This is a genomic window from Kitasatospora sp. NPDC032757, from assembly GCF_055579305.1.
Genome location: NZ_JBVINN010000012.1, coordinates 1 through 20203 on the forward strand (window position 1 = coordinate 1; position 20203 = coordinate 20203).

General features: G+C 74.2%; 17 protein-coding genes, 1 pseudogene and 1 riboswitch. Of the genes and pseudogenes, 3 read left to right on the forward strand and 15 right to left on the reverse strand.

Annotation, left to right across the window (positions count from 1 at the left end; all coding sequences use genetic code 11):
* Positions 1–243 precede the first annotated feature (243 nt).
* The 7 genes from ACZ5WK_RS16210 to ACZ5WK_RS16240 all read right to left on the reverse strand — a co-directional run bounded on the left by ACZ5WK_RS16210 (position 244) and on the right by ACZ5WK_RS16240 (position 8411).
* Complete coding sequence (locus ACZ5WK_RS16210; protein WP_396325324.1) at positions 244–1614, reverse strand: NAD(P)/FAD-dependent oxidoreductase; 1371 nt, start codon at positions 1612–1614, stop codon at positions 244–246.
* 428 nt (positions 1615–2042) lie between these two features.
* Positions 2043–2984, reverse strand: a complete 942-nt coding sequence (locus tag ACZ5WK_RS16215; protein ID WP_465548070.1) for a Ppx/GppA phosphatase family protein — start codon at positions 2982–2984, stop codon at positions 2043–2045.
* Positions 2981–3631, reverse strand: a complete 651-nt coding sequence (locus tag ACZ5WK_RS16220) for a DUF501 domain-containing protein (RefSeq protein WP_396325326.1) — start codon at positions 3629–3631, stop codon at positions 2981–2983. The genes ACZ5WK_RS16215 and ACZ5WK_RS16220 overlap by 4 nt, the downstream gene beginning before the upstream one ends.
* Entirely contained in the window at positions 3621–4106 is a 486-nt protein-coding gene (locus tag ACZ5WK_RS16225) for an FtsB family cell division protein (RefSeq protein ID WP_465548072.1), read from the reverse strand. The genes ACZ5WK_RS16220 and ACZ5WK_RS16225 overlap by 11 nt, the downstream gene beginning before the upstream one ends.
* A gap of 143 nt (positions 4107–4249) precedes the next feature.
* The gene (gene eno, locus ACZ5WK_RS16230; RefSeq protein WP_465548074.1) at positions 4250–5536 is read right to left on the reverse strand and encodes a phosphopyruvate hydratase; all 1287 of its coding nucleotides are present in this window, start codon (positions 5534–5536) and stop codon (positions 4250–4252) included.
* Between the two features lie 247 nt (positions 5537–5783).
* Positions 5784–6686, reverse strand: a complete 903-nt coding sequence (locus tag ACZ5WK_RS16235) for a transglycosylase family protein (RefSeq protein ID WP_465548076.1) — start codon at positions 6684–6686, stop codon at positions 5784–5786.
* A gap of 5 nt (positions 6687–6691) precedes the next feature.
* Positions 6692–6859: riboswitch (cyclic di-AMP (ydaO/yuaA leader) on the reverse strand.
* A 274-nt stretch (positions 6860–7133) separates the two neighbouring features.
* On the reverse strand, positions 7134–8411 hold the full coding sequence (locus ACZ5WK_RS16240; protein WP_465548079.1) for a cytochrome P450 family protein: 1278 nt from the start codon (positions 8409–8411) through the stop codon (positions 7134–7136).
* Positions 8412–8733: 322 nt separating this feature from the next.
* Between ACZ5WK_RS16240 and ACZ5WK_RS16245 the strand changes: the two genes are divergently transcribed.
* On the forward strand, positions 8734–9159 hold the full coding sequence (locus ACZ5WK_RS16245; RefSeq protein ID WP_465548081.1) for an SDR family NAD(P)-dependent oxidoreductase: 426 nt from the start codon (positions 8734–8736) through the stop codon (positions 9157–9159).
* Between the two features lie 104 nt (positions 9160–9263).
* Here the strand turns inward: ACZ5WK_RS16245 and ACZ5WK_RS16250 are convergent, their stop codons facing one another.
* The 3 genes from ACZ5WK_RS16250 to ACZ5WK_RS16260 all read right to left on the reverse strand — a co-directional run bounded on the left by ACZ5WK_RS16250 (position 9264) and on the right by ACZ5WK_RS16260 (position 11778).
* Positions 9264–10298 carry a nucleoside triphosphate pyrophosphohydrolase gene (locus tag ACZ5WK_RS16250; protein ID WP_465548083.1) on the reverse strand — a complete coding sequence of 345 codons (1035 nt, stop codon included), beginning with the start codon at positions 10296–10298 and terminating at the stop codon, positions 9264–9266.
* A 173-nt stretch (positions 10299–10471) separates the two neighbouring features.
* Positions 10472–11068 (reverse strand): SurA N-terminal domain-containing protein, encoded by a 597-nt coding sequence (locus ACZ5WK_RS16255; RefSeq protein ID WP_465548085.1) that lies wholly within the window; start codon positions 11066–11068, stop codon positions 10472–10474.
* Positions 11069–11451: 383 nt separating this feature from the next.
* Positions 11452–11778 (reverse strand): hypothetical protein, encoded by a 327-nt coding sequence (locus tag ACZ5WK_RS16260; protein ID WP_465548213.1) that lies wholly within the window; start codon positions 11776–11778, stop codon positions 11452–11454.
* On the opposite strand from ACZ5WK_RS16260, the pseudogene ACZ5WK_RS16265 reads away from it, so the two are divergent.
* Positions 11669–11902, forward strand: a pseudogene (locus ACZ5WK_RS16265) (phosphatase PAP2 family protein); the annotation flags it as partial. The gene ACZ5WK_RS16260 and the pseudogene ACZ5WK_RS16265 overlap by 110 nt on opposite strands.
* A gap of 159 nt (positions 11903–12061) precedes the next feature.
* Here the strand turns inward: ACZ5WK_RS16265 and ACZ5WK_RS16270 are convergent.
* From ACZ5WK_RS16270 to ACZ5WK_RS16290, 5 genes are all read right to left on the reverse strand, one after another.
* The gene (locus tag ACZ5WK_RS16270) at positions 12062–12787 is read right to left on the reverse strand and encodes a response regulator (protein ID WP_465548087.1); all 726 of its coding nucleotides are present in this window, start codon (positions 12785–12787) and stop codon (positions 12062–12064) included.
* 7 nt (positions 12788–12794) lie between these two features.
* Positions 12795–14222, reverse strand: coding sequence for a sensor histidine kinase (locus ACZ5WK_RS16275; RefSeq protein ID WP_465548089.1), 1428 nt, complete (start codon positions 14220–14222; stop codon positions 12795–12797).
* 103 nt (positions 14223–14325) lie between these two features.
* Entirely contained in the window at positions 14326–16011 is a 1686-nt protein-coding gene (locus tag ACZ5WK_RS16280; protein WP_465548091.1) for a protein kinase domain-containing protein, read from the reverse strand.
* A complete protein-coding gene (locus tag ACZ5WK_RS16285; protein WP_465548093.1) occupies positions 16008–16814 on the reverse strand; it encodes a hypothetical protein in 807 nt (268 codons plus the stop codon). The genes ACZ5WK_RS16280 and ACZ5WK_RS16285 overlap by 4 nt, the downstream gene beginning before the upstream one ends.
* Positions 16815–16961: 147 nt before the next feature.
* On the reverse strand, positions 16962–19259 hold the full coding sequence (locus ACZ5WK_RS16290; protein WP_465548094.1) for an N-6 DNA methylase: 2298 nt from the start codon (positions 19257–19259) through the stop codon (positions 16962–16964).
* A gap of 222 nt (positions 19260–19481) precedes the next feature.
* On the opposite strand from ACZ5WK_RS16290, the gene ACZ5WK_RS16295 reads away from it, so the two are divergent.
* The gene (locus ACZ5WK_RS16295) at positions 19482–20105 is read left to right on the forward strand and encodes a DUF4352 domain-containing protein (RefSeq protein WP_465548095.1); all 624 of its coding nucleotides are present in this window, start codon (positions 19482–19484) and stop codon (positions 20103–20105) included.
* Positions 20106–20203 lie beyond the last annotated feature (98 nt).

Sequence of the window (20203 nt, forward strand, 5' to 3'; positions counted from 1 at the left end):
AAAACGCTCGGCTGGAGAACTCCAGCCGAGCGCCTGCGTGATCTACTGGCAACCGCATAGGCCATCAGGTGTTGCGAGGACTACTAGAGACCACCAGGGTTCGGCAGGGGCCTTCTCGTACTTCTGTACTCCGCCCGGTCGCACTGGCCGGCTGAGCACCACGGAGGTCGTGGTCCGGCGACGCTGCCGGGCGGAGGGCCTCCGACTCATACCCCGGTGCTCCCACACCGGGGTCGCAGTCGCTTACTTGCTGGCGAGCTCCTTGTCGGCGGCCGGCTTGGCGGCCTCGACGGGCTTGGGCGCGGGCGCCGCAGCCTCCTGGAACGCCTCGAACGGCTTCTCCATCTGGGCCAGACCCACGGTCTCGCGCTTCAGGAACATCGCCAGCGTCCAGTCGGTGAACACGCGGACCTTGCGGTTCACGGTCGGGACCATGGCGCCGTGGTAGGCGCGGTGGAACCACCAGGCCAGGCGGCCCTTCAGCTTGACCTTGCCGAAGAGGATCGCCACACCCTTGTGCAGGCCGAGACCGGCCACCGCACCGAGGTTCTTGTGCTTGTACTCCTTCTGCGGGAAGCCGCGCATACCGGAGATCACGTTGTCGCCGAGGACGACGGCCTGACGGCAGGCGTGCTGCGCGTTCGGCGGGCACCAGGCGCCCTCGCCGGAGGCGAGGTCCGGCACCTGGGCGTTGTCGCCGGCGGACCAGACATAGTCGAAGCCCTGGACCTGGAGGGTCGCGGCGGTGTCGACGTGGCCGCGCGGGCCGAGCGGCAGGCCGAAGTTGGCCAGCACCGGGTTCGGCTTCACGCCGGCCGTCCACACGATGGTGGAGGCGTCGACCTCGACGCCGTTCTTCAGCACGACGTGCTGGTCGACGCAGGAGTCCATCGAGGTCTCGATGAAGACCTCGATGTTGCGCTCTTCGAGCTTCTCCTTGGTCCACAGACCGAGGTCCGGGCCCACCTCGGGGAGGATGCGGTTGGCCGCCTCCACCATGATGAAGCGCATGTCGTCGCGGCTGACGGTCCGGTAGATCTTGGCGGCGTCGCGCGCCATGTCCTCGATCTCGGCGATCGTCTCGACACCGGCGAAGCCACCACCGATGACGACGAAGGTCAGGGCCTTGCGGCGGATCGCCTCGTCCGTGGTGGACTCGGCCTTGTCCAGCTGCGCCATGACGTGGTTGCGGAGGCTGATGGCCTCCTCGACCGTCTTCATGCCGATGCCGTGCTCCGCCAGACCCGGGATCGGGAAGGTGCGGGAGACCGAGCCGGTCGCGACGACCAGGTACTCGAAGGGCAGCTCGTACGAGTCGCCGGCCGCGGGCTGGATGGTCGCGACCTTGCGGGCGTGGTCCACACCGGTGACAGCACCGGTGAGCACCTCCGCCTTCTTCAGGGCGCTGCGCAGCGGCGCGACGAGGTTGCGGGGCGCGACGTTGCCGCCGGCCGCCTCGGGAAGGAAGGGCAGGTACGTCATGTACGACCGCGGGTCGACGACCGTGACGGTCGCTTCGCCGTAGCGCATCTTCTTGAGGATGCGCATCGCGGCATACAGGCCGACGTAACCACCGCCGACAATGAGGATGCGAGGACGCTCCGTGGTGCTCATATCCGAAAGTATCCAGCACCGTCCGGAGCAGCGTTCGTGAGCCCGCTCACAAGCTTCTGGACACCCTGTGCTACACTTCGCGGCCCCTTTCGCCACCCCGGGGCGTCACCTCACGACCCCCAGGACCCCCCGGTGAGCACGGGCGTTCGGACGGCCCGGCTGAGCTGCAACGATCCGTACTACGCCCGGGTTCCCGCGTGTGATTTCGATTTTCAAACCCGCGCGGGCGCCCCGCCTGCGATCCAGCGGGCGCCACGCCGGCCGCGCCTTCAGTCCCACATTTCGGACGTTGCGGGCACGCGGGCACGACGAATGGACGGATCGCCATGTGAAGAAATTCACGAACTTTTCCGCCCAGCCCCGGGCGCGCCCCGGCCCCGGGCCCCGTCAGGGGGCTCCGGGGCCGGTCGGGTAAGGCCTGCAAGGGCTCAGGAGGCCATACTCCAGGCGATGCCGTCCAGGATGTCGTGCTCGCTGACGACCACCTCGGCGGCGCCGGTCCGCGCCATGATCTCCAGCAGCTCCAGCGCACCGGCCGCGATCACGTCCACCCGGCCCGGGTGCATCGACGGGATGGCCGCCCGCTGGTCGTGGGCTGCGGCGAGCAGCTCGTCGGCGATCCGGGCCACCTGCTCGCGGCTGATCCGCGAATGGTGGATCGCCTCGGAGTCGTACGCCGGCAGGTCCTGGGCGATCGCGGAGACGGTGGTGACCGTCCCGGCCAGGCCCACCAGGGTGGCCGCGCCGGTCAGCGGGACGGCCTCCTCGGCCTTGTCCAGCTCGGCCCGGACGTGCGCCCGGGCCTCGGCGATCTGCTCCGCCGAGGGCAGCTCGGCGCCGCCGAAGTGGCGCTCGGTCAGCCGGACGCAGCCGATGTCCACCGAGCGGGCCGCCTGGACGTCCGCCCCGCCCAGCACGAACTCGGTGGAGCCGCCGCCGAGGTCGAAGACGAGGTACGGCGCCGGGAACTGACCGCCGGTGAGCTCCTTGGTGGCGCCGACGAAGGAGAGGTGCGCCTCCTCCTCGCCGCTGACGACCTCGGGCGAGACACCCAGGATGTCGCGCACGCCCTTGGTGTACTCGTCGCTGTTCTCCGCGTCCCGGGAGGCGCTGGTGGCGACGAAGCGGATCCGGTCGGGGCCGACGCCGAAGCCGGAGATGATCTCCGCGTACTCGCGGCAGGCCGCGAAGGTGCGGGCCAGCGCGTCCGGGTGCAGCCGGCCGGTCCGGTCCACGCCCTGGCCCAGCCGGTTGATGACCATCCGGCGGTCGAGGTCGGTGATCACCCCGGTCTGCGGGTCGAGGTCGGCGACCAGCAGGCGGATCGAGTTGGTGCCGCAGTCGATCGCCGCGACCCGGGTGGTGGTCATGCGCCGGCCTCCTCGGTGCCCTCGGCCGCGGCCTGCTTCTTGGCGGCGCGCTCGGCGGCCTTCTGCTGCTTGGCGGCGATCACCGCCGCGTGGTCCTGCTCCTTGGCCCGGTTGCGCGCGACCCGCTCACCCGCGGCCTCGACCTCGGCGGCGGAGACGCACGGGCCCTTGGCCCACCAGTCCTCCAGCATGCCGATAGCCTCGTCGCCGAGCGGGTTGACGCCCTCGCCGGCCGCCAGCGAGTGGCCGACCAGCACGTGCAGGCACTTCACCCGGTCCGGCATCCCGCCGGCGCTCGGGAAGCCCTCCAGCACCTCGATGGCGTCACGGCGGGCGATGTAGTCCTCGTGGGCCTTCTGGTAGGCGGCGGCCAGCTCCGGATCCTCGGCGAGCCGGGCGGTCTGGTCCTTCATCACGCCGTCCGCCTCCAGGGTGCCGATCAGCGAGGCGGCCTTGGGGCAGGTCAGGTAGTAGAGGGTCGGGAACGGCGTGCCGTCCGCGAGCCGGGGGGCCGTCTCCACGACGTCCGGGTTGCCGCAGGGGCAGCGGTGCGCCACGCCGCGCAGACCGCGCGGGACCCGGCCGAGCTGGGCGGCGATGGCCGCGACGTCGGCGTCGGAGACGGAGGGGTGGTTCTCAGTGGTCATGAGGGGAGCTGACTCCAGCGGGGGGCAGGGGTGTCTGCGGAGGGAGGGGAGAGGGCGGGGCGAGGGCGGCGGTGTCGGCGGCGTCCACCGAGTCCCAGACGCTGGCGTACCAGGGCTTGGCGGCCTTCGCGGGAGCGGCGGCCTCACCGTCGGACGGGGCGGGTGAGGACACGGAGGACTTGGCGGCGCCCTGGCCGGCCGGGTCCACCGCGATGTACGGGGTCTCCCCCGGCATCGCGTAGTGCAGCCGCGAACGGGCCTGCGCCTTGACGTACTCCGGGTCCTGCCAGCGGGCCTTCTCCCGGCGCAGCTGCTCGACCTGCTGCCGGGCGTGCTCGGCCTTCGCCCGTTGGGCGGAGATCTCGGAGCGCTGGGAGATGAACTGCCGGGTCGGGTAGGCCAGGATCGCCACCAGCGAGCAGAGCACCAGGACGAGGACGGTCGCCCGGCTCGTGAAGCGAGGCCGGGCCGCCAAGCCCGGGATCCTCCAGCCTGCCATCTCCCGTATCCCCTCCTGGTCGCGCCGGTGCCCCGCCGTCCACCCTACGGGGTGAACGGCGGGGCACCGGTCAGGCTTGCACGGGCGGGCGCGGTCGGCCCTCGTGCCTACCGCGTCGATTACTCCGCGGAGCGGAAGCGCGGGAAGGCGCCGCGGCCGGCGTACTCGGCGGCGTCGTCGAGGATCTCCTCGATGCGCAGCAGCTGGTTGTACTTGGCGACGCGCTCGGAGCGGGCCGGGGCACCGGTCTTGATCTGGCCGCAGTTGGTGGCGACGGCCAGGTCGGCGATGGTGACGTCCTCGGTCTCGCCGGAACGGTGCGACATCATGCAGCGGTAGCCGTTGCGCTGGGCCAGCTCGACGGCGTCCAGGGTCTCGGTCAGCGAACCGATCTGGTTCACCTTGACCAGCAGCGCGTTGGCGGTGCCGGTCTCGATGCCCTTGGCCAGGCGGGCCGGGTTGGTGACGAACAGGTCGTCGCCGACCAGCTGGACCTTGTCGCCCAGCTTGACGGTCATGGCCTTCCAGCCGTCCCAGTCCGACTCGTCCAGCGGATCCTCGATGGAGACCAGCGGGTACGAGGCGACCAGCTCGGCGTAGTACTCGATGAGCTCGGCGGAGGTGAGCGCCTTGCCCTCGAACTGGTAGGCACCGTCCTTGTAGAACTCGGAGGCGGCGACGTCCAGCGCCAGCGCGATGTCGCGGCCGGGCACGTAGCCCGCCTTCTGGATGGCCTCGGTGATGAGGTCCAGGGCCTCGCGGTTGCTGTCCAGGTTCGGCGCGAAGCCGCCCTCGTCGCCGAGGCCGGTGGAGAGGCCGCGCTCCTTCAGGACGCCCTTGAGGGTGTGGTAGACCTCGACGCCCCAGCGGACGGCCTCGGAGAAGGACTCCGCGCCGATCGGGGCGATCATGAACTCCTGGATGTCGACGTTGGAGTCCGCGTGCGAGCCGCCGTTGAGGATGTTCATCATCGGGACGGGCAGCACGTGCGCGTTCGGGCCGCCCAGGTAGCGGAACAGCGGCAGGTCGCTGGCCTCGGAGGCGGCGTGCGCGACGGCCAGCGAGACGCCCAGGATGGCGTTGGCGCCGAGCGAGGACTTGTCCGGGGTGGCGTCCAGGTCGAGCATGGCCTGGTCGATCAGGCGCTGCTCGGTGGCGTCGTAGCCGACCAGCTCCGGGCCGATCTGCTCGATGACGGCCAGGACGGCCTTCTCGACGCCCTTGCCGAAGTAGCGGTTCTTGTCACCGTCGCGCAGCTCCAGGGCCTCGAAGGCACCGGTGGAGGCACCGGACGGGACAGCGGCACGACCGGTGCTGCCGTCGTCGAGGCCGACCTCGACCTCGACCGTGGGGTTGCCACGCGAGTCGAGAATCTCACGGGCTACGACGACATCGATGGACGGCACGAGGCATCTCCTAGCGGAAGCAGGTTCGCCCGACGATGGGCGCTGTCGGGCGAACGATTGCGGAGTCGTTACGACCAGAGCCTAACCGCACGGGCTCTCGGGGCCACGCTGACCTCGGTCCCGTCTCAGCGTGTGGCCCTGCTACCCCCCGGTAGTTCACCTGGTTGCCCCACGGAAGGCAACCAGATGCGGACGAAGGGGGTCGAATCCGGCCCCCTTCGTCGAATCACCGTGAAGACGGGGCCGCTCAGCCGAGGTTGAGCACCTGGCCGGGCAGGATCAGGTTCGGGTCGGAGCCGACGGTGCCGCGGTTGCCGTCGTACAGCGACTCCCAGCCGCCGGAGACGCCCTGGGTGGCGGCGATGCCGGCCAGCGTGTCGCCGGACTGGACGGTGTAGCCGTGGCCGGCGTACTGCTGGGCGGCCGGGGCACTCGGCGCGACCAGGGCGCTCTGGGCGACCGGCGTGCTCTGGGCGGCACGGGTGTCCTGGCTCGCGGCCTGACCGGCGTACTGCTGATAGACGCTCGGGTGGCTGGTCCAGTACCAGGCGCCGTTGTTCTGGTACCAGTACACCTTCGCCTCGGCGTCCCAGCCGGCCTGGCCGGAGAAGCCCGGGGCCTGGGTCTCCTGGTGCGCGTACGGCTGGGTCTGCTGCTGGGCGTGCGACTGGGCGGCGGGCTTCTGGGCCGGCTTCTGGGCGGGCTTCGGCTGGGCCGGCTTCGGCGCGGCGGGCGCGGCATCCGTGGAGGTGTCGACCGAGGCCGGTGCACCGCCCTTGCTCAGGCCGGCCTTCTGCGAGCAGACCGGCCAGGCCCCCGGGCCCTGCGAGGCGAGCACCTTCTCGGCGACCGAGATCTGCTGGGCCTTGCTGGCCTGGTGGGCCTGCGGCGCGTACGAGGTGCCGCCGTACGCCTTCCACGTGCCGGAGGTGAACTGCAGACCGCCGTAGAAGCCGTTGCCCGTGTTGATGCTCCAGTTGCCGCCACTCTCGCACTGGGCCACGGAGTCCCAGGTCGAGGCGGGGGCAGCCGCGGCGCCGGTGGCGGTGAGGATCGGCATCGCGAGTCCGACGCCGGCCACACCTGCGACGGCGATGGCCTTCTCGGCCTGGGTACGACGACGGTGACGGCCAGTTCCAACGAACAGCATGAAGTGGTCCCTCTCCGCACGCCTGCGAGGTGAGCTGTCGGGTTCGGACCGGGAGGTGGCCCGGCCGCGTCGCACGGACTTTCTGCCCGCGCGAGCGGCTTCACCCCAAGCCGTGGAGGACGGCAACAAACCTGGTTCCCCCGCCCCTGCCCAGGGTCTGGTCGGTTTCCCGTGACACGGCGGGCAGGATTCGGCGTCCCGCGCACGAGGTCCGCAGCTGCGAACTCCACGGAGGGTAGACAGATCCTCTTACCAATCACAAGCTCATATCGCCGATATCACACAGAAATTACGGTGCGTGATCGATCGTCCACCAACGGAGGCGATATGTCCGGGTTGATGATGGTTCAACCCCCCTGTCGCGGCGTGTCGGAGACGTCTCGTCAGAGTGTCGGATCCTCAGACCGTGACGCTCACGTACCTGACGGCAGGTCCGCGGAGGGTTTGTCAGCTTGCGACGGACTTCTTCTCCGGACTGAATTCGACCGGAAGCTCACGGAGGCCACGCATGATCAGACCGCCCCGCCAGCGCAGATTCTCCGGGCTTTCGGCCAGACGCAGATCGGGCAACCGGGTGAGCAGGGTGGCCAGCGCCGCCCGGCCCTCCAGCCGGGCCAGCGGGGCCCCGATGCAGTAGTGGATGCCGTGCCCGAAGCCCAGGTGCGGGTTGTCCGTCCGGGCCAGGTCGAGGGTGTTCTCGTCGGCGAACCGCGCCGGGTCCCGGTCCGCCGCCGCGAGCACCACCAGCACCGGGTCGCCGACCGGGATCTCCACCCCGCCGATGGTCAGCGGGCTGGTCGCGAACCGCCAGGTGGCCAGCTCCACCGGCCCGTCGTAGCGCAGGAGTTCCTCGATCCCGGTCTCCAGCAGGGCGCTCTCGCCGCGGGCGACGGAGTCCTGCAACAGCGCCCGCTGCTCCGGGTTGCGCAGCAGCGCGTAGGTGCCGTTGCCGATCAGGTTGACGGTCGTCTCGAAGCCGGCGAAGAGGAGGATGAAGGCCATCGCCGCGGCCTCGTTCTCGGTGAGGTGCTCGCCGTGGTCGCTGGCCCTGATCAGACCGGAGATCAGGTCGTCGCCGAGGTCCGCCCGCTTGCGGTGGATCAGCTCCGCCAGGTACGCGCGAATCCGCTTGACCGCCCGCCCCACACCGCCGCGCTGGCCCCCTCCCTGGCCCGGCCTGGTGTGGCGCACCATCATGCCCGCCCAGTCCCGGAAGTCGTCCTGGTCCTCGGCCGGCACCCCGAGCAGGTCGCAGATCGCGTAGATGGGGAGGGGGAAGGCGAACTCGTGGATCAGGTCGGCGCTGCCGCGCTCCGCGAAACCGTCGATCAGCCGGTCGGTGAGCTGCTGCACCCGGGGCTCGAACTCGGCCACCCGGCGGGGCGTGAAGGCCTTCGACACCAGGCGCCGCAGCCGGGTGTGGTCCGGCGGGTCGATGTTCAGCAGGTGGGTCATCAGGTCGGCCTGACGTTCGCCCGGGATGCCGACCCTGCCGGTGCGGTGGGCCTGCTCGCTGTGGTGGACCGGGTTCTTGGAGAGCCGGCTGTCGGCGAGCGCCTGCCGGGCGTCCGCGTACCTGGTCACCAGCCAGGCCTCCACCCCGCTCGGCAGGGTGGTGCGGTGCACCGGCTCGTGCTCCCGCAGCCACGCGTACGCCGGGTACGGGTCGGCGGCGAAGTCCCAGGTGAAGAGCGGCGGGCGGGCGGAATCGGGCTGAACTGGCATGCCTCGACGGTATCCGGTGGGGATCGGCGCGGTTCCCTGCCGGGCCGGTCGGCCGGCGGGGCCGCCGTTCCCCTGCCGGGCCGTTCGGCCGGCGGGCCCGCAGGGAACGTGTCGGCCGTCGGGCGCGGCGGGGTCGGTTCCCGGCCCGCGCTCGGCGGGTTCGGTTCCCGGCCCGCGCTCGGCGGGTTCTCGGGCGTGGCAGGCGTGAGCCTGGTCACCTGAGGGGTAATCCCTGTTGCGGAGGGTCAGGACAAGCCTACGATCCTCCGCAAAGCAACACGTGGGCGCCGGTGCGGAGCCGCCCACCAGGGAGGAGCGCACCATGCGGGTCACCGGGGCAGTCGTGGTCATCGCCGTACTCGACGGCGGGTCGGGTGCCGACCTCGCACGCCGCTTCACCGCCGCCGGCGCCGTCGGCGTGCTCGTCGCCGACCAGCGGGAGGGCATCGCCGAGGACCTCGCCGCCGAGCTCGACCGGCCGGGCTGCCCGGTCGTCGGCGTCTGCGGCGACATCCGCCGGCCCAGCGACGTCGCCGCCCTGGTCGACACCGCCGAGAAGCACCTCGGACCGATCGACCTGTTCTGCGTCGCCGGGCCGGACGGCGAGCGGATCGTCTCCCTCGACGAGCTGCCCGACCACCTCGACCTGGAGCGGCTCGCCGAGCTGCTCGCACTGGTCGGCGAGGCCATCGGCGAGGTCGTGGTCCCGCAGCAGCGCCGGCCGGTGGAGGACGTCGCGACGGTCTGACCCGGCCGTCCCGGGGGCCGGCCCGTGGTCGGTGCGGGGCGGCCCCGAGCCGGTACGGAGGCGGCCCCGAGCGTGTGCGGGGGCCGCCTCGCCCGGTACGGTCCTCAGTCCTTCGGCTTGAGCCCCTCGGCGGCGCGGACGGCGTCCCGGTACTCGCGCGCGGCCGCCCGCAGCGCGGCGTCCACGTCCACCCCCGCGTCGTGCGCCCGCTGCGCCACGGCGAGCACCAGCCTGCCCGCCGACTCGGCGGTGAGCTCCGCCGGCAGCTCGTACGGCGCGTCCGGCACGCCCGCCACCCCGGACCGGCGCACCCGCGACACCAGCTTCGCCGCGTACGCCAGCGACGGCAGCCCGGCCGGCACACCGTCCAGCACCGACTCGCGATCCGACTTCTCGGCCGCCTTCAGCGTCTCCCAGTTCGCCTCCACCTCGGCGGCGCCCCCGGCCTCGGTGTCCCCGAACACGTGCGGGTGGCGGTACATCAGCTTCTCGACGATGTCCCCCGCCACGTCGTCGATCGAGAACGCGTCGGTGGGGTGCTCCTCGGCGATCCGCGAGTGGAAGAAGACCTGGAGCAGGACGTCGCCCAGCTCCTCGCGGAGCGTCCCGCGGTCCCCCTCCTCGATCGCCTCGACCAGCTCGAAGGCCTCCTCGACCAGGTACTTCACCAGGCTGGCGTGGGTCTGCTCGGCGTCCCAGGGGCAGCCGCCGGGCGAGCGAAGGCGGTCCATCACCGAGACCAGGTCCAGCAGGCGCGCACCCGGCAGGTCGTACGAGCCCGGCAGCACCTCGATCTCGGGCACCTCACCCGCGTGCTCCACCGCGAGGCGCGCCAGCGCGTCGGTCAGCCCGGGGTCGCCGTCCGGGCTGCCCAGCCAGACCGTCGGGCCCGCCCCGGCCGGCTGCTCCGCCGGCAGCCCGGTCAGCAGGCGCGCCAGCGCCGGCGCCGAACCGGGCGGCACGACCTCCACCTCGACCCCGGCCTGCCGCACCGCCGCCAGCTGCGGATTCCCGGCGTCCCCCGCCAGCACCCGCCCCGCCGACCGCAGCGCCTCCCAGGCCGGCCACGCCAGCAGACCGGGGGCCACCCGGTGGGTGGTGGTGAGCAGGATCAGCTTCGCGCCCGGAGAATTCGTCACACCCCGAACCTACCCGCCCCCGACCACGGCCCGCTTCCGCGCTTCCCCGGGGGCGTCCCGGCGGTCAGGCCGGGCACCGCGGCCCACGTTCCCCGGCGCCGGACCCCACCCGCGCACCAAAGGTCGGCCCGGCCGACTTCCTGTGCACAGTGCCCCTCCCCCCGCGGGCCGGCTCAGGGGGCCAGCCAGAGTGGGGTGTCGGGGAGGAGGGCGACCTGGGCCGGGTCCCAGGTGCCGTAGCGGGGGTTGACGTGCAGGTGGAGGGCGTTGGCGGCGGCGGCCAGGGCGCGGCGGACGATGGCGTCGCCCGCCGGGGTGCCGGCGTTCCGTCCGGCTGCGGCGGCGAGGCGGGTGATGCCCAGCCGGCGGCGGTAGTAGTCGTCGATCCCGCTGCCCGGTACGCCCCGGGCGGCCAGGACCCGGGCGAGCGGGCCGGCCCCGCCGTACCTGTCCTCGTCGGCCGCGCGGGCCGCCGCCACCTCGGCGCTGCCCACCCCCGGCCCGCGGTCGGCCACCGCGCGGGCGACCACCACGTCGAGCACCAGGTCGGAGACGGCCCGCCGGGCCGGCCCGTCCGGCTGCTGACGGGCGTCCGCCGAGGCGCCGCCGGCCGCGTGCCGAAGCTCAGCGACCCGGGCCTCGACCGCGCCGACCGGGATCCGCCGGCCGTCCATGAGCGCCGCCGTGCCCGGCGTGAGCCCGTCGCGCCCGCACGCGGCCAGCGCCGAGGCGGCGAGCAGGGCGCCCGCAACGGCGGTCCGACGGTGCATGGCTGGTCTCCGGGGTGACGGCGGCGCGCGGCGGGGTGTTCCGGTCGGAGGCCGGGCGTTGTCCCGAGGGTAGGGCGGGCACGGCCCGGTCGCGCGGACCGTGGCCCGAACGGGTCACCCGCACCCAGCACACCGGCCGTCAACCCTGACGATCGTCCAGGTCGCCCCCTTACTTTCGGGTCGGGCGGCCACCCGCCCGCCGCTCCTACTGTCCTGGCCATGAGGCACATGGTCAGGAGAAATGCGGTCAGAACGACGGGCACCCGGGTGGCCGTCGCCGTGGTGCTGCTGGCGGCGGGCACCGGCGTGGTCGGGTGGCTGGCCCCGGCGCGCGGCAGCGAGGGCGCTCCGGTCCGGGTGGTCGACGGCCCCTCCGCCACCGGCTACCGGCGGGTGGCGGACGCCGTCGCCGACGCCCCGCACTGGCTGGCCTCGCTGCTGGAGCCCGCCACCGAGGCCGGTCTGCTGGTCCTGGGCCTACTGCTGGCGCTCTGCTGGTGGACGGCGCGCGGCCGGCGGGCCACCGACCTGGTCGCGGGGGCTGTGCTCACCGGTCTCGGCACGGTGCTCGCGTACGGGGCGAGTGAGGTGCTGAAGGTGGTGATCGACGAGGAGCGCCCCTGCCGGGCGCTGCTCGGCACAGCAACGGCGTCGGCACGGTCGGCGGTCGCCGAATGCCCGCCGCCGGGCGACTGGTCGTTCCCGAGCAACCACGCGACGCTGGCCGTCGCCCTCGCGACCGGCCTAGTGCTGTTGCGCCCGCGGTGGGGCCTGCTGGTCGTCCCGGTCGGCGGCCTGACGGCCGCGCTGCGGGTGGCCGCGGGCGTGCACTACCCGCACGACGTGGTCGCCGGCGCCGTCCTGGGCGCAGCCGTCACGGGCGCCGTGGTCGTCGCCCTGCTGCCGCTCGCGACGACCGCGGTGGCGGCGCTGGCCGGCGTGCGCGTCCTGGGGCCCCTGCTGGTGGGGCCCCAGCCGCCCGTACCCTCCGCGTCAGGCGCGCGGACCGCCCGCGCACTCCGCGCCGAGGGTCAGGCCGGCCTCGTGCGCGAGGACGGCGGCGGCCGCCCGGTTGGGCACCCCGAGCCGCAACAGGACGGAGCTCACATGGGCTTTCACGGTCCCCTCCACCACCCCGATCCGGCGGGCGATCTGGCCGTTCGAGAGCCCGGCGGCGATCAGCGTCAGCACGTCCCGCTCCCGGCCGGTCAGCGCGGCCACCTGTTCCCGGGCGGAGGCGCGCCGGTCGGCCGGTCCGCCGGTCCCGGCGGAGGCCAGGTGGGCGACCACCCGCGCGGCCACCTTGGGTGAGAGGTAGGCGGCGCCGTCCGCGACCGCCCGGACGCCCGCGATCAGCTCCTCGGGCGCGCCGGACTTGACCAGGAACCCGTTGGCGCCACCACCGAGGGCCCGCAGGATGTAGTCGTCCTCCCCGAAGGTCGTCAGGATGACGATCCCGGTGGCGGCGCCGGTCCGGCGGATCTCGGCGGCGGCGGTGATGCCGTCCGCACCGGGCATCCGGATGTCCAGCACGGCGACGTCCGGCCGGTGCCGCCGGACCAGCTCGACGGCGTCCCGGCCGTCCCCGGTCTCGGCGACGATCTCGATGCCCGGGTCGGTGGCGAGCACCGCTCGGACACCGGCGCGCACCATCGGTTCGTCGTCGGCGATCAGCACGCGGATCGGTGCGGCGGTCGTGCCCCGCTCCCCGCCGCTCATCCGGCGCTCACGAGACCAGGGCGTCCACGGAGATCAACACGTCCCCCTGGAAGCAGAGCCGGTAGGCGTCTCCGGAGCGGTCGTTGTTGAACGGCTGGGCCGTGATGGCGTAGTACTCGCACGTCACACCTTCTCCCCGGGGCGGCGGGTTCCCTGCCGACGGATGGTACGGAAACTGACGGTCCGGCAGAAATCGCTGCACCGTGGCGCGGTCCTGGCCGACCCGGAGCAGCGCGTAGTCCGCCGGGTCCAGCACGGCGCGGCCGGCGGTGTAGATCGTCCATCCTCGCAGGACGGTGGTCAGCACCAGCACGGTGGCCAGCGGCACCAGGACGACCGCCGCCATCATCCGGCCCACCCGGCGGCGGGCGTGCCGCAGCTCGCGGGCCGGTGACACGTGGGCAGGCCCGGTGGCCGCAGCAGCGGGGCCACCGGAGCGCGGGAGGTGGGCGGAGACCTCGAACCCGCCGCCGTCGGCCATGGGCCCGTGAGCGAAGGTGCCGCCCGCCAGTCTGACCCGCTCGGCCAGGCCGATCAGGCCCCGGCCGCCGGGGGTCGGAACGCCCTCCGGGCCCACCGGTGACGGACCGTTCACCACCTGGACGCGGGCGCCGTCCGGCGCGTAGGCCACCCGTACCGTGACCGGCGCCTGCGGGGCATGCTTGGCCGCGTTGGTCAGCGCCTCCTGGACCACCCGGTACGCGGCGTGCTGGGCCGCGCGCGGCAAACCGTCCGCCTCACCGGTGACGGCCAGCCCGACGTCCAGGCCGGCCGCGGCCGCCTCCTCGACCAGCTGGGCGACGCCGGCGTCGGCCGGCCCCCGGGCGGACGCCCCGTCCGCATCGTCCCGCAGGATCCCGATCACCTCGGCCAGGCGTTCCACGGCCGCGCCGGCGCCCGCCCGGATCTCCCGGGCCGCCTCCCGGTGCGGAGGGGCCAGGTCGGGTGCCAGCTTCAGGGCACCGGCCCGCAGGGCGATCAGGCTCAGGTCGTGGCCGAGCGCGTCGTGCATGTCCTGCGCGATCCGGGCCCGCTCACGCAGCCGGGCCTGCTCGGCCACCAGCTGCTGCTCGCGCTCCAGCCGCTCCGCCCGGTCCCAGCCGGCCCGCACCAGCTCCTGCGACTGCCGCCAGAACCGGCCCACCATCCAGGGCCCCATACCGGCGCAGACCACCAGGGACAGGAACGACGTCCCCGGCACCATCCACGCCGGAACCAGCAACGCCACCGGCACCGCGACGGCGACCACGACGGCCAGCACCACCACCGCCGGCCGCACCCGCTCCATCCGCCGCCCGGCCAGGAACGCCGCACCGATCGCCGGCACGGCCCACCAGATGCTCACCGTGCTCAGCCCGATCGCCACCACCGCCCCCACCAGCAGCCCACCGTCGAACCACCCGCACCACCCGCACCACCGCTGTCCACTCCGCACGGGCACGACCCTACGGAGGCCGGGTGCCGCACCGAATCTGCCGAAAGTCATACGGCCGGGGCGAGGACCGGCGGGAGGGGGTGCCCGGGCCGCGAGTGGGGTGTCAGTGCCAGGGGGTGGTGCGGGGGTCGGGGTTGCCGGTGGTGCGGTGGGGCTGCAGGGTGTCGAGGGTCTGGCGGAGGCGGCGGACGGCCGGGTGGTGCGGGCCGTCGCGGCGTTCGCGGTCGAAGAGGAGTCGGAGCAGCCACTGCCAGGCCGCCTCGACGTCGCCGGCCGCCGTGAGCAGGGCGCCGATCCGCTCGCGGATGTCGAAGGCCCGGTCCGGGTCGGGGCCCGGTCCGGTGGTGAGCAGCGCCCGGTACTCGGCCAGCGCCTCCGGGCCCTGGCCGAGCCGGTCCAGGCACTCGGCGGCCCGGAAGCGGTGTTCCAGGGCCTGCGGGCCGTGCGGGCCGCCGTCCGCGGTGGCGGCGAGCACCCGGTACTCGGGGAGCGCCTGCCGGTAACGGTGCTCCTGGTGGAGCGTGCGGGCGTAGATGGTCCGGATGGTGCGGACGAGCGGTGCGCCGTCGCCCAGTTCGGCCTGGGCGCGGGGCAGCAGGGTCGCGGCGAGGTCGAGTACTTCGGCGCGCCGGCCGGCGTCGACCAGGTCGGAGAGGCGGGCGCAGGCGGCGGCCAGGTCCGGTTCGCTCGCTGAGGGGGGAGGAGCTGCCGGTGGTGCGGCGGGCGTGGGCACCGCTGCCATCAGGAACGGGTGCGGCTCCATGCGCGCAGCCGGCGGTGCGGCGGCCGGCGTCGGCGCCACTGCCGTCTCCTCGGTCCGGGGCTGCGGCTGGTGGGGGTGGCGGTACGGGCGGGTGGGGTCGGGCAGCGGCCCGTACCGGGGCTGCGGGGCGGGTACGGCCGCGGGGAGCAGCGGGAGCAGCCGCGCGTAGACCTGCTGGGCGTGGGCGGGACGGTCGGCGGGCTGCTTGGCGAGGAGGTCGAGGACCAGCCGTTCGAGCGGTTCCGGGACGTCGGGCCGGAGGTCCCGCAGCGGTACGGGCGGCTCGTCGACGTGCTGCCGCAGCACGCCGAGCGCGCTGGGTGCGCGGAACGGCTCCTCGCCGGTGAGCATCGCGTGCAGCAGGCAGCCGAGCGCGTACAGGTCGCTGCGCGGGTCGATGGTGGCGGCGAGTGCCTGCTCGGGGGCCATGTAGGAGGGGCTGCCGATCGGGACGCCGGTGAGGGTGAGGCGGGTGGCCTCGGTGTCGAGCGCGGTGGCGATGCCGAGGTCGAGCAGGACGGTCCGGCCGTCGTCCCGGACCATCACGTTGCTGGGCTTGAGGTCGCGATGGACGACCGGCACGGCGTGGACGGCGGCCAGCGCCGCGCAGAGCTGGGCGGCGACGGCGGCGGCGCGCTCGACCGGGAACGGCGAGTCCTCGGCGATCAGGTCGGCCAGGCTGACGCCCGGGACTCGCTGCATCACGAGGTACAGCTCGCCGTCGTCCTCGCCCGCGTCGAAGACGGTGACCAGGCCGGGGTGGTCGAGGGCGGCGGTGATCCGGCATTCGCGCAGGAAGCGGCGTCGGAGTTCGTCGCCGTGGCGGCGGCGTTCGGTGTCACCACGGCCGCCGCCACTGCTGCCGCCGGACGGGTCGGCGGCAAGGAGCTGGTCGGTGCGGAGCAGCTTGACGGCGACCGGGCGGTCCAGCCGCTCGTCGTAACCGCCCCAGACCTGGCCCATCCCGCCGTGGCCGATCTTCTCGGCCAGCCGGTAGCGGCCGCCGATCACCCGGGCGGTGGTCACGGCCGACCGCCCTCACGGGCCTGACGGCGCAGCAGTTCACCCAGCTCGCGCAGCTCGTCGCCGGTCGCGGGGGCGGCTCCGGGAGGGGGCGGCCCGGGAAGGGGCCCGGATCCGGGGGCGGGCGCAGTGGCAGGGGTCGCGTACCCGGGCGCGGGGGCCTGGCCGTACGGCGCGTACGGCGCCGCGGGCATGCCCGACGCGGCGGTCGGCGGCGCGGCCGAGGTGGCGGGCGGCGCGTAGTAGGCCGCCGGGGCTGGCGGCTTGGGGCGGCCGGCGTTCCAGATCACCTGCAGGTCCATCACCAGGAAGTGCAGCGGCGTGCCCAGCCACATCAGCACCATCGCCACCATGCCGATGGTGTCCGCGGTGGGTGCCTTGGTGCCGCCGGCGACGCCCGCGCAGACCAGGTAGGTGAGGAACACCCCGACGAAGGCCACCGCGCCGATGATGTCGTACGCCCGCCGCCGGCGGATCGCCAGCAGCAGTGAGGGGATCACGCCGAGCAGACCGATGGTCACCAGCGGGACGAGGGACCACAGCACGCGACCGAGCACGCCGAACGGACCGGCGGCCATCCCCGGGCGCAGCGCCGGAACGGCCTGGGTCTGCGGGACGGGGTAGGGCTGGGCGGAGTACGGCTGGGTCGGATACTCCTGAGCGGGGTACGGCTGGGCCGGGTACTGCCGGCCGGAGTGGGGCGGGGCGCCGTACGGAGCCCCGCCGGGTATGCCGTTGTGGGGCGCGCCACCGGGGAACGCGCCGCCGGGCGGTGGTCCGTACTGCCCGGGGTACTGCCCTGACATGTGCGCTCCTGAGCGGGTGAGGACGGCGGTCGGCCGCGGTACGGACGAACCCCGCACACCGTACCGCCCGCGGCCTGCGCGCCGGAGGGCTTCCCGACCCTCGGACCGGCGAGGCCGACGGCCGGCCCTGACCGTGCCGACGGGAGGTCAGGGATGCTCCGGTGGCCGGGCGGTGCCGGTCGCGAGGGCGTCGGTGAGGGCCTGGGTGAGGCTGCGGGCGAGGGCGGCGGCCTGCTGGAGGCTGGTGTCGAAGGTGGCGAGGCGGGCGAAGGCCGCCCCGAGCGCGCGCTGTTCGGTGAGCGGGAGGCGGGGGAGCTCGACCCGGCGGATGTCGAGGCGGGCGGTGGTGGAGGCGTGGCTGGCGGCCCGGCGGGTGGATGCCGTGGAGCGCAGCTGGCCGGCCAGGAAGTCGGGGTCGAGCGCGGCCGGGTCGGGGCGCAGCAGGTGGAGTTGGCGGCCGAGCGCGGCGCCCGCGAGCGGGCTGCCGGGCTCCACGGCCCGGGCCACGCCGCCGCCGAGCGCGGGGACGAGGACGTCCCCGGGACGGATCCGGACGTCGCCGGCGGCACCGGCCGACCCGACCGGACCGACCGGGCCCGCCGGATCGAGGACGGCGCTGGGCGGGCTGCCCGCGAGGAGGTCCTGATCCGTCAGCACCGGGGTACCGGATGGGCCGGCGCCCGCCGGGCGGGCCGGCGCGCCGGCCCCGGAGGAGTACACCTCCAGCACCCCACCGCGGACCAGCTCCCCCACCGTCACCACCGCAGAGACCTGGGGCGCCTGGGGCGCCTGGGGCGCCTGGAACACCGCGGAGCCCGCACCGTACGCACCCGCGTCGGACGCGCCCGCCCCGGCTCCGGCCGGCGCCGGCAGCAGCGAGCCCGGGTCCGCGAGACCGCCCAGCAGCTCGCTCAACCGTCCGCTCAGGTGGGAGAGTTCGGCTGCGCCGCCGACCGGTGAGGCGGGCGGGACGTGCCGGGTGGGCGAGAGGTCGGTCTCGTCGTCGAGCAGGTCGATCGCGGCCATCGTCCGGTGGACGCCCGGCCGGTCCTGCGGCAGCGGCAGGCCTTCGCGGGCGGCGAGGTCGAAGGCGCGCCAGGCGTCCACGACCGTCCGGCGCAGCTCGGCCCACCGGACCTTGTCGCGCCCGCCCTCCCCCGGCTCCGCGCCGGACGACGAAAGGGCGGACAACGAAGCGGCGGACAACGAGGCGACCGACGACGAAACGGCGGACGGCGCAGCGGCGGACGGCACCGACGACGCGTCGAGCATCAGCACCTGCCGGAAGTCGTCGCCCGGGCGGGGCGCGCGCAGCACCCACAGGTGGAGCGGCACCCCGTACGGCGGGGCGGCGCCGGCCGGCAGGGCGACCACGGCCCGCAGGGCGCCGGAGCGCAGCAGTTCGGCGCGGACGCGGCGCCCGGCCCGGCGGGTGGCGACGGTCGGCGGCAGCAGCAGCGCGGTGAGGCCGCCGGGACGGGTGTGGGCGAGGCAGTGCAGTACCCAGGCGAGTTCGGACTCGCCGCGCGGTGGGACGAGCCCGCCCGGCCAGCGGGTGTCGAACTGCAACTCGTCGTGGCCCCAGTCCCGTTCGTTGTAGGGCGGCTGGCAGAGCACGGCCTCGAAGGTGTCGCCGGGGTAGCCGTCGGCGCGCAGGGCGTCGCCGGGGCGGACCTCGACCGGGAGCGGACCGGGGTCGGCGGCGGGCGTGTGCAGGGCGAGCCGCAGGCGGGCGAGCGCGGCGGTGACCTCGTCGGCGTCCTGGCCGTAGCGGCCGGTGGTGGGCGGGAGGGCGAGCAGCAGAGCGCCGAGGCCGGCGGCCGGGTCGAGCACGGTGGCGGGGACGCCGGCGACGGCCGCGAGCAGCTCGGCTGCCTCGGGCGGGGTGGGGCTGAGCTGGCGGGTGTTGGCCTCGGCGTACCGGGTGAGCAGTTGCTCGTACGCGCCCGGGGCGCCGGCGGCGGAGGCGAGTTCGCCGAGCAGGCGGGCGAGGTCCAGCTGGGTGGAGCCGAGCAGGCCGGGGAGGCGCAGGCCTGCGGCGCCGTCGCCGAAGGTCCGGACGGCGGCGTCGGCGAGCGCGCGGGGCAGGGCGGTGGCGAGCCGGGTGTCGGACTCGGCGGCGAGGGCGGGCCAGCGGCCGGGCTCGCGGTGCAGCAGCAGGAGGATGCTGCCGGCCTGGAGGAGCGGCGCCGCGGGGTGGCCGGCGGGGTCGCGGAGGGTTTCCAGCAGCCGCCAGACGCGTTCCAGCAGCGGCAGTTCGGCGATCTTGCCCTGGCCTCGGAGCCAGCCGGCCACCTCGTCGAGCGAGAAGGTCGGGCTGCTGTCGGTGCCGCCGACCGGGCGGGGGAAGTCGGCGTGGCGGCGGCGCCAGTTGCTGACGGCGGCTCGTCCGACCCCGGCCAGCCGGGCGATCTCGACGGCGGTCACCTCAGGACGGTCCGGCATGGGGGCTCCTTCGGCGCACGCGGGCTGGGGTGTGGCCACACCCGCACACGAGGCCCGGGTGTGACCACACAGCATAGCCAGCACCCTCCATCTCGGAGTTCACACGTGAACAGAGAGGTTTCACGAATTAGTGTTGACATGGTTCACAGCGAATGGTGTGATCTCTCTGTCGGCACCACAGAGGGCGCCGACACCACACCACCGAGAACCGGGAGACACCCCATGTCGGTCACCACCCGCACCACCCGCCGCAACGCCGCCCTGCTGCTCGGCGCCGCGCTCGTCGCCCTCACCGCGACGGCCTGCAACTCCACCGGCGGGTCCACCGTCTCCACCGAGCCGAAGCAGACCTCCGCCGCGGCCGCCACCACCAGCGCCGGCGACGCCGCCAAGCCCGCCGAGTCCAAGCCGGCCGACGCCCCCAAGGCCGCGGCCAAGCCGGGCGACACCATCGCGCTCAAGGGCAACGACCCGGCCGACACCGCCGACGTCACCCTGGTGAAGGTGGTGGACAACGCCGAGGGCGAGGACGAGTTCACCCACCCGGCCGACGGCAAGCGCTTCGTCTCGGTCCAGTTCCGGATCAAGGCGAGCGGCAAGAAGGCCTACAGCGACGTTCCCGGCAACGGCGCCAAGCTGCTGGACGCCCAGGGCCAGGCCTTCGGCTCGACGGTCGCCGACACCAAGGCGGGCCCGAGCTTCCAGGTCCCCGCCAACATCGCCCCCGGGGAGAGCGCCCTCGGCTTCGTCACCTTCGAGGTGCCGAAGGACGTCAAGCTCGACAAGGCCCAGTTCGGCCTCGACAGCGGCTTCGCCCCGCAGACCGGCCAGTGGAAGCTCGGCTGACCAGGAGCCGCCCTCCGCGAACGCGCGACGGCGGCCTCAGGCACCATGACCCGAGACCGCCGCAAGGCCCGCCGAAGCGGGCGGGCTCACCCGCCGAA

Bases quoted from the DNA above. Each gene is read 5' to 3' on its own strand.
- ACZ5WK_RS16210 (WP_396325324.1), bottom strand. From the start codon at position 1,614: ATGAGCACCACGGAGCGTCCTCGCATCCTCATTGTCGGCGGTGGTTAC.
- ACZ5WK_RS16215 (WP_465548070.1), bottom strand. From the start codon at position 2,984: ATGACCACCACCCGGGTCGCGGCGATCGACTGCGGCACCAACTCGATC.
- ACZ5WK_RS16220 (WP_396325326.1), bottom strand. From the start codon at position 3,631: ATGACCACTGAGAACCACCCCTCCGTCTCCGACGCCGACGTCGCGGCC.
- ACZ5WK_RS16235 (WP_465548076.1), bottom strand. From the start codon at position 6,686: ATGCTGTTCGTTGGAACTGGCCGTCACCGTCGTCGTACCCAGGCCGAG.
- ACZ5WK_RS16240 (WP_465548079.1), bottom strand. From the start codon at position 8,411: ATGCCAGTTCAGCCCGATTCCGCCCGCCCGCCGCTCTTCACCTGGGAC.
- ACZ5WK_RS16245 (WP_465548081.1), top strand. From the start codon at position 8,734: ATGCGGGTCACCGGGGCAGTCGTGGTCATCGCCGTACTCGACGGCGGG.
- ACZ5WK_RS16255 (WP_465548085.1), bottom strand. From the start codon at position 11,068: ATGCACCGTCGGACCGCCGTTGCGGGCGCCCTGCTCGCCGCCTCGGCG.
- ACZ5WK_RS16270 (WP_465548087.1), bottom strand. From the start codon at position 12,787: ATGAGCGGCGGGGAGCGGGGCACGACCGCCGCACCGATCCGCGTGCTG.
- ACZ5WK_RS16285 (WP_465548093.1), bottom strand. From the start codon at position 16,814: ATGTCAGGGCAGTACCCCGGGCAGTACGGACCACCGCCCGGCGGCGCG.
- ACZ5WK_RS16290 (WP_465548094.1), bottom strand. From the start codon at position 19,259: ATGCCGGACCGTCCTGAGGTGACCGCCGTCGAGATCGCCCGGCTGGCC.
- ACZ5WK_RS16295 (WP_465548095.1), top strand. From the start codon at position 19,482: ATGTCGGTCACCACCCGCACCACCCGCCGCAACGCCGCCCTGCTGCTC.